We start from the raw sequence: 15334 nt of genomic DNA, 5'->3' as shown, positions 1-15334 counted from the left end.
TCTTGTGTTAAACGGATTGTATGGCTTTATACGCTTCTACGAGTTTCTCGAATTTGACGGCGCAGTTGGCGGGGGAGGTGGAGGGGAGTTTTACAGCCTTGATACCGGTTGCTGCTTCGCAGTATTTTTCGTAGAGCTTGTGGGCGGTGGCGCCTGTGCAAAAGATACGCTTAATTTTTGTTTTCGCGAGGAGCGAGGCGATGTCGTTGGGGACGACGTCTTCTATGCTTGTATCACTTGCTCCGATGATGGTGCAACTGTCGAGAACGTCCCAAAGGGCGATGTGGTGCTTTAAAAGCATTGTTTTTTTCTCATCGATGGTTGCGGGGAGCGGCTCGCTCAAGACGCTTGCAAGAACTTTCCAGAATCGGTTTTGCGGGTGCCCATAATAAAACCCCTGTTCGCGCGATTTGGGCGAGGGGATGGAACCGAGCAAAAGAACTTCCGAGTTATCGTCGAAAAGTGCGGGAAACTCATGCGTTACCCGAGTCCTCATATTCTTTGCGGTTCTAGTTTGCGATTTCTTTGTTGCCATGCTATAAGAAAATTAGAAAGATTCTGCTAATGACTAATGACCATTGACTAAAGACTAGCTTTGAACATTGAACTACCCCCCTAAAGTTACTATATTTGGCGCCATGAATCCAGAAATTGAAAAACGCCGCACTTTCGCTATCGTCAGCCACCCTGACGCCGGTAAAACCACCATCACCGAAAAATTCCTGTGGTACGGGAATGTGATTCGCGAGGCTGGTCACGTGCGCGCGAAGGCCAACAAGAGCTATACTGTTAGTGACTGGATGAAGATTGAACAGCAGCGTGGTATTTCTGTTTCGAGTTCCGTGTTGAACTTCCCGTTCGAAGGTTGCATGTTCAACCTCGTCGATACCCCGGGGCATCAGGACTTCTGCGAAGACACATACCGTGCGCTCACCGCCGTGGACGCTGCTTTGGTGCTTATTGATAGCGTGAACGGTGTTGAAAAGCAGACGATTCGCTTGATGAATGTTTGCCGCATGCGCCATACGCCGATTATCACGTTCATCAACAAGATGGACTTGGATGGCCGCCATGTGCTCGACTTGCTCGACCAGATTGAAAGCGTTTTGCAGATTAAGACCGCTCCGTTTACGCTCCCGATTGGCGTCGGTAAGCTTTTCAAGGGCGTCTATTCCATCGCCGAAAATACGTTCCACACGTTCAACCCGGATGATGGCAAGCAAGAAATTATCCAGATGGAAGGACCGGATGATCCGCGCCTCGTTGAACTCTGCGGTGAAAACTGGGTGAATCAGTTCAAGGAAGAATACGAAATGGTCACGGGTGGTATGGACCCGTTCGACCACGAAAAGTTCCTCAAGGGCGAAATGTGCCCGGTGTTCTTCGGTTCTGCCGTGAACAACTTCGGTGTGCGCCAACTTTTGAACGCTTTTGCAAAACTCGCTCCGCCGCCGATGATCCGCGACACCGACAAGCGCCCGGTCAAGCCGGACGAAGACGCTTTCAGCGCATTTGTCTTCAAGATTCAGGCCAACATGGACCCGAAACACCGCGACCGCACGGCATTCCTCCGCATTTGCTCGGGTAGCTTTACCCGTGGCGAAAAGGTGTTTCACGTGCGTACGGGCCGTGACATCCGCTTGGCTGCTCCGACCGCGTTCCTCGCGAAGGACAAGGAAGTCATTGACCACGCCTGGGCAGGCGATATCGTGGGTATCAACGACCCGGGACTTTTCCGCATTGGCGATACGCTCACGGATGGCGAAAAGATGAACTTCACGGGCATCCCGGACTTTGCGCCGGAACACTTTGCCCGCGTGACGCTCTTGAACCCACTCAAGTCCAAGCAGATGGCGAAGGGCCTTGCCGAACTTTCGGAAGAAGGTGCAACGCAGCTCTATGAACCGCTCAAGTCCGCTGTGCCTGTCGTGGGCGTTGTGGGTGAACTCCAGTTCGACGTGCTTAAGTTCCGTTTGCAGAGTGAATACGGCGCCGACGTGCAGCTCGACCGCGTGCCTGCTCATTGCATCCGCTGGGTGAAAGGCCCCGAAGCTGACGTGGGCAAGTTCGCCGAAGAATACGCCGGCGACTGCATGATGGACAAGGAACGCAATCTCGTGTGCCTCTTCCCGAATGAATACCGTCTGAACCTTGCGCTCAAGAACTACGAACGCCTAAGCTTCGCCGAAACCTCTCAGGGGTAATTTGGCGTCGTGTCATCCTGAGCGAAGCGTAAGCGAAGTCGAAGGATCCAGTGACATTTTTACGGCAACTTCTAACGAAGTTGTCGTTTTTTGTATATTGAAAAGTATGAAGTGGTTCTTTTGAACTCTGTTAATTTGTATTCTATTTTTTATTGTAACAAGCTTTGCTTGGAATGTAAGGCTGGGCTTTGAATCGTCTTTTTTAGTTGCCTTCGCTTCTTTGTTACTTTGTATGTCCAAAAGGTCAACTTCGGTTTTTATCGAGTGGCTTGTTTTTACGATTATTATTACCGTGTGCTTACTTTTATCGCTGCATTTGGGATCGAAAATTCCGATGCGTACTGCGCCATTGAACGAACTTTGGCTTAGTGTCCCGCATACTTTAAGTATATCGGGTTTGATTGCGTGGTATTTTACGAAGAAGCGTAAATAGCCGCCTTCTATTTTTCTAAATTTACCCCGTTCAAATTTAAGACGTGATATATTCACGAGGTAATACAATATGGCAATGCAAGATATGAATGACCAGGTGATGGCTCGCTTGGCTAAGCTCGACAAGTTCAAGGAAATGGGTGTGGATGCTTATCCGCACAAGTTTAACAGGACCCATGATTCCAAGGTTTTGAAGGATAACAAGGAAGCTTTGATGGCTTCTAAGGAACCGGTTGCATTTGCCGGCCGTGTGGTGCGTTTCAATCGCAAGGGCAAGATGTGCTTTATGCACCTCAAGGACCGCTATGGTCGCTTGCAGGTTGTGGTTGCCCGTGACGAAGTGGGTGAGGAAAACTACGAAATTGTGAAGATGACCGACCTCGGTGACTTCATCGGTGTGAACGGTACAATGTTCGAAACGCAGAGCGGTGAATACTCTGTGCGTGCTGAAAAGGTCACGATGCTTTCGAAGGCTGTGCGCCCGCTCCCGGTCGCTAAGGAAAAGGTCGACGAAAACGGCAACAAGGTCGTGTTCAACGAATTTGCCGACGTGGACACTCGCTACCGCCAGCGCTATATCGACATGGCTTTGAACGACGACGTGAAGGAAGTCTTCATCAAGCGTTCCAAGATCATGCAGGCTATCCGCGAATACCTCATCGAAAAGGGATTCATCGAAGTCGAAACCCCGACGCTCCAGCCGATTTACGGTGGTGCTAACGCTCGTCCGTTTACGACGCACCACAATGCTTGCGACATGACGCTCTACTTGCGCGTAGCTCCGGAACTTTACCTCAAGCGCTGCATCATCGGCGGTATGGAAAAGGTGTTCGAGTTCTGCAAGAACTTCCGCAACGAAGGTATGGACCGTACGCATAGCCCGGAATTCACCGGCCTCGAATTCTACGAAGCTTATGCCGACTACAACGACATGATGGTCCACTTCGAAAACATTTACGAACGCGCTTGCATTGCCGCTAACGGTACGACCAAGATCAACTACCAGGGCAAGGAAATCGACTTCAAGGCTCCGTGGCCGCGCTACAGCATGATCGAAGCCATTGAAAAGTTCGGTGGCATCAAGGTCAACGACATGAGCGACGACGAAATCAAGGCTAAGATGGAAGAACTCGGCGGTCACCTCGATGGTGAATTTACTCGTGGCCGTGGCATCTTGGAACTCTTCGACCTCACGGTGGAAGGCAAGCTCATCCAGCCGACGATCATCAAGGATATGCCGACCGAAAGCACGCCGCTCTGCAAGAAGCACCGCACGATTGCAGGCCTCATCGAACAGTTCGAACCGTATGCCAACGGCTGGGAACTCGGTAACGCTTATACCGAACTTAACGACCCGATCCGTCAGCGCGAACTCTTGGAAGACCAGGTGCGTCGTGGCCGTGGTGGTGAAGGTGAAACCCACCCGATGGACGAAAACTTCATGCATGCTGTGGAAAGCGGTCTTCCGCCGACGGGCGGCGTGGGCTTTGGCATCGACCGCATGGTCATGCTCCTCACGAACCAGCAGACCATCCGCGACGTGCAGCTCTTCCCGCTCATGAAGCCGGAAGTGTAGCATCTCGTTTATTTCTCGCCTAAGATGAACAAACTCGAACTCCTCATTGCTTGGCGTTACTTGGGGGCTCAACGCAAGAGTCTCTTTGTTTCGCTTATTGGTATTTTCAGTATGCTCGGCGTTTCCATTGGCGTGTTTGCGCTGGTGGTGGCGCTTGCGGCGGTCAACGGTTTCGAAGAAGAGGTCACTGCCCAGATGATTGGGAAGGACGCTCACTTTGAACTGATGGCGTACAATGGCAATCCGATTGGGCCGTACGATAGCCTCACGCAGGAAGTGCAAAAACGCGTGCCTGACGTAGTCGCTTCGTCGCCGTTTATCGTTTACAAGGTGGGCATCAGCTCCAAGAAGGTGAACGATGGTATTGTCATTTACGGCATTGATCCGGCGACAGCCAAGGGCGTGACCGACATCCACAAGTACATCAAGTGGGGAGAGTACTCTGTCGATAGTTTGCAGGACATGGGGGGCAAACTCCGTCCGGGAATTATTCTAGGGACTGGGCTTGCGGCGCGCCTGCGCGTTGTCGTTGGGGACAAACTCGTGTTGCAGACGTTCCAGAGTCCGGACGAGGCGATGAGTGCTGGTGGCCCGAAGATGATGATGTGCGTGGTGAGCGGCATCTTCGAAACGGGCACTTATGAATATGATGGAAACCTTGCGTATGTCGGCATCTCGGATTTGCAGAAGTTGCTCGGCATGGGAAACACCGTGACCGGAATCCAGTTCCGCATCAAGGATCACTGGAAAGCGGGCGAGGCGGTCGATAGCATGGCGACTTGGCTCTCTTATCCGTACTACGGGATGGATTGGAAGTCCAAGAATATCACGCTCCTCAAGTGGATGAATTACGAAAAGTTCATTGTGGCGGCGGTGATTTGTTTGATTATCTTGGTCGCTGCATTCAACATCATTAGCTCGCTTATCATGGTGGTGATTGATAAGACAAAGGAAATCGGCATCTTGCGTAGCATGGGCTTTAGCAAGGCGGGCGTGATGCGCGTGTTCATGCTGATGGGTAGTTTCATTGGCGTGGGCGGTACCGTTGTGGGTGGCTCGATTGGGCTTATCTTGTGCAAACTGCAAGAGGCTTACCACTTCATTAAGTTGCCGGGCGATGTGTACGTGATTCCGTATTTCCCAATCTCGGTGCATGCGATTGACGTGATTTTGATTTTTGTGATTGGTATTGTTTTGTGCGTGTCCGCGACGCTTTTGCCGGCATGGAAAGCAAGCCGTTTGGATCCTGTGGGGGCGATTAGACATGAGTAGTTTATTGCAAACAGTCGACCTTCGCAGAGTTTTCTCCGAGACGGGTGAAAAACTTGAAATCCTCAAGGGCGTGAATTTTTCGATGGAAGCGGGCGAGCTTGTGGCGCTCACGGGTTCGTCGGGCTCCGGCAAATCAACGTTTTTGAACTTGGTCGGGATGCTCGATACGCCGACTTCGGGCGAGATTTTGTTCAACGGGAAACCGCTCAGCAAGTTCAATAGCGAAGAACGTGACATGTACCATCGGAAGCATGTTGGGTTCGTTTTCCAGTTCCATCATTTGTTGACGGAATTTACGGCACTTGAAAACGTCTGTGTGCCGGGCCGCATTCTCGGAACTCCCGAAAAGGAATGCCGTGAACGTGCTGAAATGCTTTTGGAAACGGTGGGCCTCAAGGAACGCCTCAAGCACTTGCCGCGTGAACTTTCGGGCGGCGAACGCCAGCGAATTGCAATTGCGCGTGCGCTCATGAACAATCCGTCTCTCGTGTTTGCGGATGAACCGAGCGGCAACTTGGACGAAGCGAATTCGGCGAAGTTGAACGAACTCTTTGGCGAACTCAATGAAAAGTTCCATCAGGCGTTCTTGATTGTGACGCACGATGAAAAGCTTGCGCAGTTTGCAAAACGCCGTGTGATTATGCATAATGGTGTTATTCAGAATGCAGAGTAGGTGGAAGGAAATTTATGGCAGATATTAACGGTATTTTTTCAGCTAAGGCAAAAGCAGCGCTGCAGGCGGCACGTATTGCGGCCCGCAATTTAGGGAGCGACTGCGTAACGGTAGAACACCTTTTGTTTGGTCTTGTTCGCGAGGATTCTGGTGTTGCCTCGGAAACGCTCAAGGCTTTGAAAGTCAACCTGACGGAACTCAGCGAGACGATTCAGCGTGCGCTGAGCACGAACGGTGGCCTCATGACGGTCGGTGGCGATTCTCATGGCGGTCTTTTGACATTTACGGGGCAGTGCAAGGCGGTGCTTTACAATGCCGCGAAGATTGCTAAGGAAGAGGGCGTCCAGTTCATTGGCCCGGAACATTTGATGCTTGCCATTTTGCAGCAGACCGATTCCCCGGCGGCAGCGACACTTTCGACGTACAATGTGACGTTTGAAAACTACCAGGAAATGCTGATGCAAATCAAGCGTCAGGCCGATGGACAGCCGATGGATGATGGTCAGTCCGACGATGAACCGCGTGAACGTTATACGCAAACTCGTCAGGCGAATCCGCAGTCCCGTTCCAAGACTCCGATTCTCGAACACTTCGGCCGTGACCTCACGGCGATGGCTCGCGCAGGCAAGCTTGATCCGATTATCGGTCGTGAAGCTGAAATTGAACGTTTGATCCAGATTCTTTGCCGTCGTAAAAAGAACAACCCGGCGCTCATTGGCGAACCGGGTGTAGGTAAGACTGCGATTATCGAAGGCCTGGCTCTCAAGATTGTGCAACGCAAGATTCCGGATTTGCTTGCGAACAAGCGCGTTGTGACGCTTGACGTTGCCGCCATGGTGGCAGGTACAAAGTACCGTGGCCAGTTTGAAGAACGCGTGAAGGGGCTCATCATGGAACTCCAGCGCGTGGGCAATTCCGTGATACTCTTTATTGATGAACTCCACACGATTGTGGGGGCTGGCGGCTCCGAAGGCAGCCTTGATGCATCGAACATCTTTAAGCCCGCTCTTGCTCGTGGCGAACTCCAGTGCATTGGCGCTACGACTTTTGATGAATACCGCAAGTACATCGAGAAGGATCCGGCTCTTGAACGTCGCTTCCAGACGATTATTGTGAATCCGCCGACGGTCGAAGATTCTATCCAGATTCTCGAAGGTCTCCGCCCGAAGTATGAACAACATCATAATGTTCATTACACTCCGGATGCCGTGCGTGCCGCTGTTGAACTTGGTGAACGCTATATTAGCGAACGCTTCTTGCCGGACAAGGCGATTGACGTGCTCGATGAAGCGGGCGCTCGTGTGCGCTTGAACTCCATCAAGATCCCGCAGGACTTGCAGAACATGGAAGACGAGCTTGGCGAATGCCTCCATAAAAAGGAAGAAGCTGTCGCCAACCAGGATTACACTTCGGCTGCAGCACTCCGCGCTCGCGAAGAAGAATTGCAGAACAGCATTGCTGAACGCAAAAAGCAGTTGCAGAGCGAAGAATCTGAAACGCCGATTGTCGATGACAACGTTATCCGTGACGTCATCAGCAAGATGACGGGCATCCCGGTCCGCAGACTCGGTGGCGAAGAAGCGCAAAAGCTCATCCACCTCGGCGATGAAATCAAGCAGCGCGTGATTGGTCAGGATCAGGCTGTCGATGCGATTGTGAAGTCCATCCGCCGTAGCCGTGCTGGCATCCGCAACAACAAACGCCCGATGGGAAGCTTCCTCTTCTTGGGCCCGACTGGTGTGGGTAAGACGGAACTCGCGAAGGTGCTTTGCAAGGAACTTTTCGGTAGCGAAGATTCGCTTGTGCGTATCGACATGAGCGAATACATGGAAAAGCATAGCGTAAGCCGCTTGATTGGCGCTCCTCCGGGATATGTGGGCTTTGAAGATGGTGGTGGTCAGCTGAGCGAAAAGGTTCGCAAACATCCGTATTCTGTGGTGTTGCTCGACGAAATTGAAAAGGCGCATCCGGACATTTACAACTTGCTCCTCCAGATTTTGGACGATGGCATTTTGACGGATAGCTATGGCCGCAAGATCAACTTCAAGAATACGATTATCATCATGACGAGTAACGCCGGTGCCCGTGAAGTCCGCCATAGCAGTGGCATGGGCTTTACCAAGATGGGCGAGACGGACGATTACGAACGCATGGAAACTGCTATTCGTGAAGAAGTCAAGCGCGTGTTTTCTCCGGAATTTTTGAACCGCGTGGACGAACAGATTGTGTTCCGAGCCCTCTCGAAGAAGGACCTCGTTTCTGTCGTGGACATCCAGATGGGATTCTTGCAGAAGAACCTTTCCGACCGCGGTATCCTCTTGGAAATGAGCCAGGAAGCAAAGGAATTTGTCGTAAACCACAATTACGATGCTTCGCTGGGTGCACGCCCGATTCGCCGCTCCATCCAGAATCTGGTGGAAGACGAAATCGCCGAAGGGCTTTTGCTCGGGACGATGACGGACTTTTCCACGATTTACGTGGGCGTCGAAGACGGTAAACTCTCGTTCAAGTGCGAAAAGATTAAGTCGTAGTGCTTTGTTACCCCGGTCAGTGTGCCGGGGTCATCTTTTTTGCTATATTTGTCGCGAAAATTAACAATCAACCTATGAGGTTATAAATGTCTCAGATTTCTGCAGTTCTTATCTTCGGTGCACCGGGTTCTGGCAAGGGCACTGTGGGCGCAAAGCTCGCCGCTACGACCGCTCTCAAGCACCTCTCCACGGGCGACATCTTCCGTGGCATCGCTCCGTCTAGCGAATCCGGCAAGCTCCTTGCTTCTTACTCCAGCAAGGGCCTCCTCGTTCCGGATGAAGCAACCGTTGAAATCTTCGGCCGCTTTGTTGAAGGTCTCGTGAACACGAACAAGCTCAACCCGGAAAAGGATACCCTCCTCCTCGACGGTATTCCTCGCACGGTTGCTCAGGTCGATCTCATCAAGCCGATCGTTGACGTGAAACACATCTTCGTTCTCGACATCAAGGACGAAGAAACCATCGTTGCTCGCCTCCTCAACCGCGCTAAGATTGAAGGCCGTAAGGACGACGCTGACGTGAACGTCATCAAGAACCGCCTCAATGTTTATAAGGAATCCACCGCTAAGGTTCTCGAAAAGTACGATCCGAAGATCATCAGCCACATCGTTGGCGACAACACTCCGGACGAAGTCTTCCTCGACGTGCTTAAGGCATACGTGGACTTCACGAAGAACGCTTAATTCGTTCGCTGAAATTTATTCAGAATGCACCTTGCCCCGCGGCAGGGTGTTTTTTTTGTGCTGTTATGCCCGACTTTAGCATGTCATTCCGGATTTATTCCGGAATCGCCTTCTTGTGTCGAAAAAACTCAAGACTGTGTCATATAGAAAAAATCTTTATTTTTAATGTTGATTTTTAACTAAAAATGCATGTTTTGTGTCATAGAAACCTGTAAATAGGGTATATTTGGTAACATGAAACCGATAACAGAATACAAAGATTACCATCCCTTGATCAAGGATTTCTACGAAGATCAAAAGCGGACTTCGTATTTCTCCTGGCGGGAATTCGCGAAACTCGCGGGGTTTTCTTCACCGACTTACTTGCGACTTGTGAGCGAAGGCAAGAGCAATTTGAGCCGAGTGTCGATGAACCGCATGATTTCGGCAATGGGGCTGGCTGGCTTTGAAGCAAACTACTTCAAGGCGCTTGTCAATTTTTGCAATGCCAAGGATGACGAAGCCAAAAAGCCGTATTGGAAAGAAATGCGCCAGATTGCGCTTGAATTTAAAGTACGCGTCGTCGATAAGGAGGCTGTTGAATATTTCGATGGCTGGAAAAATCAGGTCGTTCGCGAACTTGCACCGATGATGAATGGGGCCACCCCAGGGCAGATGGCGAAAACGTGCTGCAATGAAATATCTGCAGCCGAAGTCAGCAAGTCGCTTGAGTTCTTGACAAAAGCGGGATTCCTTAAAAAAGGTGCGGACGGCTCGTACCGTCAAACCGAAAAGAACGTGACTGCGTCAAAGGAAGGCTTGGCCTATGCAGTACATGCGATGCAGCACAAAATGTTGCAACTTGCCAGTGAATCTATTGAACGCTTTGAACCGCAAGACCGTAGCGTGTCGAGCGTGACTCTTACGGTCAACCGCGAATGTTACGAACGCATTGCTCAAGAAATTGATGCGTTCCGCAAAAAGATTGCCGCAATGGCATCGGAAACAGAAGATGCCGATCAAATCTATCATTTGAATATGCAGCTGTTCCCGCTAACATGGAAATTAAATAAAGATGAGGTGGCTTAGTATGAAAAAGCTTTATAGTTTGTTTGCTCTCGGTGCTCTTTTATTTGTCGCATGTTCCGAAAATGCATTGCCGGTTTCGGGCTCGACGAGTGTCCCGAATATGGAAAATAATTTAATGCCGAAATCACCTGTGCTGTGCAGCGTGATGGGCGTGACGGACTCCCTAGAAGCCGTGGAAAAAGGGTGTATATGGTCGCCTACATTGTGGAACCGCACATCGGGATACCGCGTTCGCACCGGTTACGATAATGGAACAAATACTTCAGGTATTTGGACTTGGCATGTAGAGCCGGGCGATGGTGGCAATGTTCGATTTGAATGGCCGGGAGTGGCTACGGACGAATTTGATTCGATGTCTCTTGCCGATGTTATAGACAAATGTGGGGGGAGCTTGTGTGGTAAGGTTATATATGAACTGAATGGAGATAAACCTGATTCCGATGCTGAAGATGTGTTTGACAGACGTGCTTCTGTGGAATTCTATTTTGCGGGGAAAGATTCTTTGGGAAATATCGGAGAAATCGATGCCCGCGCTATGCATGGAATTTGTGTGGAATATTCGGGAGATATTTCCGTGGAACTTATACCTAGTGATTCTATTACTAATTTAAATAAAATATCTACTCATGGGCTCCGTACAAATTCGTTAAATCCTGAAAATCTTCTGTCAAAAAGTAAAAAGACGTGTAATGTTTTTGGGGGATTTGAAATTTACACATCTGGTGAAATGGATTGGTCTAAAGTTGTGCCAATGAAGGAGGTGCTCGCTCATTTAAAGGGTATTCGCATCATATTCAACTATAATGAAGAAAATACAGACTTTGATATTATAAGTATTGATTGGTATGATATAACTAAAATTCCAATGACGGATGCTCATCCTTATGATGAAACATGTGAACCGATTTACGTGGATGCATCTTACTGTGATTGCGAGTTTACTACGGAAGACAGAGCTCTTGACGTGGCTACGACTGAGGCAAGATCCCAACTCGAGAGATGGAAAAATAATGCTGAAAATGATAATGTCCTTTCTGATTTAACGAAAGAATGTTTAAATAATGCCCTTGATAGCTTGGATAGTTTACGTGAGATAAGACGGAGTTATGCATTTGGTCATCTACCTTGTGACAATCCTCATCCTTTGTCGTTTGTGTGCGCCAATGGATCTCGTAGTACCACGATCGAGTTTTATGAAAAATACGGGGAATATATGGATAAGATTGAAAAACCGCTTGAAGAAGAAATGATTAAATCTGCAGTTTCCGTCTATAACTATTGCATGTCTTTGAATGAATGATTTGTAATTGAATCATAAAAACGAGTTGGGGTGAAAATGAAGGTTTCTAAAATTGCTTATGCCATGTTGATGGCTGCTGCGTTGACAGCTTGCTCGGATGTCGGTGATTCGGTGATGGATCCTGCCCTGAGTGAACAAGATAATCGCGTAGCTCTTGACAATATCACGGTCGAAGGCCATGCCTCGCATCTATCTGCATCCGCTGCTACAAATTCGATGACGTTGCGACGTGTTGCCGAAGCGGGTACCATGGTAAGGATGGCTGAACTTGATTCTGTTACCTTGGATACAACGGGAGTGGTGTTCTATAGCCGCTGCGATGGTTCTACAGGTGAGTTTTCGTTTGACCATGTCTCACTGAACAGCCCGTATGTGAAAATTGAACTCGCTCCATATGCGGAAAGTGAATCATGGCAATGGAATGGCGACTGGTCCTTTGATATGTTTGATCAGAAAAAAGACCGTTTTGTGGCATCGTATGGAGTGATTGTCGATTTGAGAAAATCGAGAACCGTCGACATAAACGTGATGACATTTTTGGAAACATTTCGTTTGCATCGTTTAGTTTACTTAGACTATAGTTTGGCTGAAGCTAAAGAACATGCCGATAAAGAAATCATGAGTGCCGTTGGGCTTCCGGGCGAAACATTCGATTTTGATAAACGAGAATTTGCTCATAATCCGGGCCACTTGATTGTCAATAATCTGTTAGAGGATTTGATTCTTGAGTGGTCTGTCGATCTATCGCCATTGCAAATTGCAAATTCCTTTGGCTACACGGGCTCGCTTTCTACGAATAATCTTATTAGAGATTTTTTTATCAATGAGCTAAATGCGTGGAAAGAACAAAAGCCAGAAGGCGATAGCGCAATTGTTTTTATAAATGGGTTTATAGCAGCCCTTCAAGGACAAAGAAAATAAAAAATCATAGGAGAGAGAACCAAAAGGCGGCTAGAGAAATCTGGTCGCTTTTTTTTATTTGAAAAAGTTTGTTTTTTATGTATAAACTTTGTATATTTGGCGTTACGATTAAAATAAAAAAGGAGTGTTATATATGAATTACAAAAAGATTGGCGTGGGCCTTTCTCTTTCTATGGCTATGGGCTTTATGGCGTGTGGTGACGATTCTTCGTCTCCGATTGCGGCTTCCGATACGCCTGATAAGCAGGTCTCTTCTAGCTCTGTTGAATCGTCTCCGAATTCTAGTTCCGATGTCGCTAGTTCTTCGAGTGCTGCTGAAGAACCGTCTAGCTCTTCTGTAAAAGAAGCTGATCCCTGTGGCTTTGCGGCTACGGACGATGTTTGGACGATTTCGTACAAGGGGAGTGATGGCAAGAATAATGCTAATATTACGACAACGTATGAAATCAAGGGCGAAGACCTTGTCATTCGTGATTCCATTCGCTATACAGGTAGCATGACCAGCATGATGTGCAACATTGACCCGACTTCATCCAACAAGTCTTCTGATGGAGCGTTTGTGGGTGAACGTTCTTGTGATGAAGATGGCAACACGGTTATCTATGTTTCTAGCACGACTGAAAAGGGGTACTTTGCAAATAGAACTCGCGAAGATGCCTTCAAAGCTGTGCGGAATGATTGCAAGGCCGCTATTGGCGAGGCACGCTATGCTAAGATCACAATTGTGCCTGAGACCAAGTGTGACTTTACCATGGATGATGCTGAATGGAGCTACTTCTATAAGGACGAAGACTTGAAGGGTGATACGGTTCCCAAGAAGAAGCTTGTGTTCCTTGATCCGGAAGATGGTCGTTATGTCAATATGAACTACTCGATTTATCCGATGCCTCATCTTGAATGCGTTTCCAAGAACTTTGCCGATTTCAGCGGCATCCACTATTGTTCTGCTGATGCCTATTTCAATATTGCATCTTCTAGCACGTCCTTTGATAAGGCGACGCTTTTTGAAATTGAACAGAAGGCTTGCAAGGAATTTTTGCCGGCAGAATCTAACACGACTGAAGAACCGGAAAACAAGGAAACTGGTGAAACGCCGGCAGGTGACATGGTCTCTTGCGATATCCCGGGTGTCTTGGGCGAATGCCTTGAATTCCCGGCAGGTAGCGATGAAGCCATTGCGATGACGGCTCAGTGCGAATCTGTTTTGGAAGGTACGCTCGGCACGGGTTGCGCTAAGTAATAAGCGTAGTCAGCCTCACAAGGGTTTGATTTCCCATCATACAAAAAAAGGCGACCGGAGAAATCCGGTCGCTTTTTGCGTTGTGTCGCAAAAATTAAGCGAGTGCTTTAATCTGTGAGCCTCAAGCGACTCGTATTAACGAGTCGTGGAGGTGAGAGCACTTGCCTGTCGTAGGTTCTTAGTTACACTTAGGCAAGTGCGGCTATAATAGCATCACCCATACCAGTCGTGCCGACCTTGGTGCAGCCTTCCTGGTAGATGTCGCCAGTGCGGTAGCCCTGAGCGATGACCTTTTCGCAAGCAGCTTCGATAGCCTTTGCAGCTTCTTCTTCCTTGAAGGTGTAGCGGAGCATGAGGGCCACGGAGAGGATCTGTGCGAGCGGGTTGGCAATACCCTTGCCTGCGATGTCCGGAGCAGAACCACCGGCCGGTTCGTAGAGACCGAAGGAACCTTCGGCGATAGAAGCGGACGGGAGGAGACCCATGGAACCAGTGAGCATTGCGCATTCGTCGGTGAGGATGTCGCCGAAGAGGTTCGGGCAGAGGAGCACGTCGAATTCACGCGGGCGCTTGAGGAGCTGCATGGCTGCGTTATCCACATAGAGGTGTTCGAGAGTCAGTTCCGGATAGTCCTTGATGACTTCGTTCACGACTTCGCGCCAGAGTACGCTCGTGGTGAGCACGTTGGCCTTATCGATAGAAGCGACCTTCTTGTTGCGGAGCATAGCGGCGTCGAAAGCGAAACGAGCAATGCGTTCAACTTCGTAGCGGCTGTACTTCATGGTATCGAAACCGATTTCTTCCTTGGAGCCCGGAACGCCTTCGCGGCCCTTCGGCTGGCCAAAGTAAACGTCACCCGTCAGTTCGCGGACCGTGAGGATGTTGAAACCGTCACCCACGATGTCAGCGCGGAGCGGGCATGCGCCTGCGAGTTCCTTGTAAACGCGGGCCGGGCGGAGGTTGCAGAAAAGCTTGAAGTGCTTGCGGAGCGGGAGGAGAGCGCCGCGTTCCGGCTGGAGGTTCGGCGGAAGGTGTTCCCACTTCGGGCCACCCACGGAACCGAAAAGAATACAGTCAGAAGCTTCACCGAGCTTGAGGGTGCTTTCCGGAAGCGGAGAACCGCTTTCGTCGTATGCGGCACCACCGACATTTGCCCATTCGGCGTTTACGTCGAAACCGAACTTCTTGGAAACGACGTCCAACACGCGGACAGCTTCTTTCATCACTTCCGGACCGATACCATCGCCCGGGAGCACTGCAATCTTGTAATTCTTGCTCATTGTTAATCCTTGTTTAAATTTGAACGATGTAAAGATAGCAAAACGGAGCCTGGAAATAGAGGAAATTGTGCGACAAAGGCGCGAAAAATAAAAAACGATCCGCATTTTATTGCGAATCGCTTTTATTTAATTTGTTTGAACTAAACGGTCTTGT

Annotated in this window: 12 protein-coding genes; 10 read left to right on the top strand and 2 right to left on the bottom strand. The window is 49.4% G+C overall.

Features of this window, described 5'->3' with window-relative positions; all coding sequences use genetic code 11:
* Nucleotides 1-7: 7 nt before the first annotated feature.
* Nucleotides 8-535: a DNA-deoxyinosine glycosylase gene (locus BUC30_RS08130; RefSeq protein ID WP_073424367.1), complete on the bottom strand. Its 528-nt coding sequence runs from the start codon at nt 533-535 to the stop codon at nt 8-10.
* Nucleotides 536-638: 103 nt separating this feature from the next.
* Between BUC30_RS08130 and BUC30_RS08125 the strand changes: the two genes are divergently transcribed.
* From BUC30_RS08125 to BUC30_RS08075, 10 genes are all read left to right on the top strand, one after another.
* The gene (locus BUC30_RS08125; RefSeq protein WP_014547303.1) at nt 639-2204 is read left to right on the top strand and encodes a peptide chain release factor 3; all 1566 of its coding nucleotides are present in this window, start codon (nt 639-641) and stop codon (nt 2202-2204) included.
* Nucleotides 2205-2706: 502 nt separating this feature from the next.
* Nucleotides 2707-4212 carry a lysine--tRNA ligase gene (gene lysS, locus BUC30_RS08115; protein ID WP_073424365.1) on the top strand — a complete coding sequence of 502 codons (1506 nt, stop codon included), beginning with the start codon at nt 2707-2709 and terminating at the stop codon, nt 4210-4212.
* A gap of 24 nt (nt 4213-4236) precedes the next feature.
* Complete coding sequence (locus BUC30_RS08110) at nt 4237-5484, top strand: FtsX-like permease family protein (protein ID WP_073424364.1); 1248 nt, start codon at nt 4237-4239, stop codon at nt 5482-5484.
* Nucleotides 5477-6157, top strand: coding sequence for an ABC transporter ATP-binding protein (locus tag BUC30_RS08105; RefSeq protein WP_073424363.1), 681 nt, complete (start codon nt 5477-5479; stop codon nt 6155-6157). The genes BUC30_RS08110 and BUC30_RS08105 overlap by 8 nt, the downstream gene beginning before the upstream one ends.
* 14 nt (nt 6158-6171) lie before the next feature.
* Entirely contained in the window at nt 6172-8688 is a 2517-nt protein-coding gene (locus tag BUC30_RS08100; protein WP_073424362.1) for an ATP-dependent Clp protease ATP-binding subunit, read from the top strand.
* Nucleotides 8689-8774: 86 nt separating this feature from the next.
* Nucleotides 8775-9371 carry an adenylate kinase family protein gene (locus BUC30_RS08095; protein WP_073424361.1) on the top strand — a complete coding sequence of 199 codons (597 nt, stop codon included), beginning with the start codon at nt 8775-8777 and terminating at the stop codon, nt 9369-9371.
* A 234-nt stretch (nt 9372-9605) separates the two neighbouring features.
* A complete protein-coding gene (locus BUC30_RS08090) occupies nt 9606-10439 on the top strand; it encodes a TIGR02147 family protein (RefSeq protein WP_073424360.1) in 834 nt (277 codons plus the stop codon).
* Between the two features lies 1 nt (nt 10440).
* Complete coding sequence (locus BUC30_RS08085; protein ID WP_073424359.1) at nt 10441-11739, top strand: hypothetical protein; 1299 nt, start codon at nt 10441-10443, stop codon at nt 11737-11739.
* A gap of 36 nt (nt 11740-11775) precedes the next feature.
* Nucleotides 11776-12660: a hypothetical protein gene (locus BUC30_RS08080; RefSeq protein WP_073424358.1), complete on the top strand. Its 885-nt coding sequence runs from the start codon at nt 11776-11778 to the stop codon at nt 12658-12660.
* A gap of 133 nt (nt 12661-12793) precedes the next feature.
* Nucleotides 12794-13900, top strand: a complete 1107-nt coding sequence (locus BUC30_RS08075) for a hypothetical protein (protein WP_073424357.1) — start codon at nt 12794-12796, stop codon at nt 13898-13900.
* A 188-nt stretch (nt 13901-14088) separates the two neighbouring features.
* Here the strand turns inward: BUC30_RS08075 and leuB are convergent, their stop codons facing one another.
* Nucleotides 14089-15180 (bottom strand): 3-isopropylmalate dehydrogenase, encoded by a 1092-nt coding sequence (gene leuB, locus BUC30_RS08070; protein WP_073424356.1) that lies wholly within the window; start codon nt 15178-15180, stop codon nt 14089-14091.
* Between the last annotated feature and the right edge of the window lie 154 nt (nt 15181-15334).

The sequence above is a fragment of the Fibrobacter sp. UWB7 genome (assembly GCF_900142945.1).
Classification (GTDB): domain Bacteria; phylum Fibrobacterota; class Fibrobacteria; order Fibrobacterales; family Fibrobacteraceae; genus Fibrobacter.
The sequence above is the reverse complement of the archived record's forward strand: the minus strand, read 5'-3'. Positions and strand labels throughout refer to the sequence as shown.

What these genes read in the sequence shown, in the direction of transcription:
- BUC30_RS08130 (WP_073424367.1), bottom strand. Translation starts at nt 535, where the DNA reads ATGGCAACAAAGAAATCGCAAACTAGAACCGCAAAGAATATGAGGACT.
- BUC30_RS08125 (WP_014547303.1), top strand. Translation starts at nt 639, where the DNA reads ATGAATCCAGAAATTGAAAAACGCCGCACTTTCGCTATCGTCAGCCAC.
- lysS (WP_073424365.1), top strand. Translation starts at nt 2,707, where the DNA reads ATGGCAATGCAAGATATGAATGACCAGGTGATGGCTCGCTTGGCTAAG.
- BUC30_RS08110 (WP_073424364.1), top strand. Translation starts at nt 4,237, where the DNA reads ATGAACAAACTCGAACTCCTCATTGCTTGGCGTTACTTGGGGGCTCAA.
- BUC30_RS08105 (WP_073424363.1), top strand. Translation starts at nt 5,477, where the DNA reads ATGAGTAGTTTATTGCAAACAGTCGACCTTCGCAGAGTTTTCTCCGAG.
- BUC30_RS08100 (WP_073424362.1), top strand. Translation starts at nt 6,172, where the DNA reads ATGGCAGATATTAACGGTATTTTTTCAGCTAAGGCAAAAGCAGCGCTG.
- BUC30_RS08095 (WP_073424361.1), top strand. Translation starts at nt 8,775, where the DNA reads ATGTCTCAGATTTCTGCAGTTCTTATCTTCGGTGCACCGGGTTCTGGC.
- BUC30_RS08090 (WP_073424360.1), top strand. Translation starts at nt 9,606, where the DNA reads ATGAAACCGATAACAGAATACAAAGATTACCATCCCTTGATCAAGGAT.
- BUC30_RS08085 (WP_073424359.1), top strand. Translation starts at nt 10,441, where the DNA reads ATGAAAAAGCTTTATAGTTTGTTTGCTCTCGGTGCTCTTTTATTTGTC.
- BUC30_RS08080 (WP_073424358.1), top strand. Translation starts at nt 11,776, where the DNA reads ATGAAGGTTTCTAAAATTGCTTATGCCATGTTGATGGCTGCTGCGTTG.
- BUC30_RS08075 (WP_073424357.1), top strand. Translation starts at nt 12,794, where the DNA reads ATGAATTACAAAAAGATTGGCGTGGGCCTTTCTCTTTCTATGGCTATG.
- leuB (WP_073424356.1), bottom strand. Translation starts at nt 15,180, where the DNA reads ATGAGCAAGAATTACAAGATTGCAGTGCTCCCGGGCGATGGTATCGGT.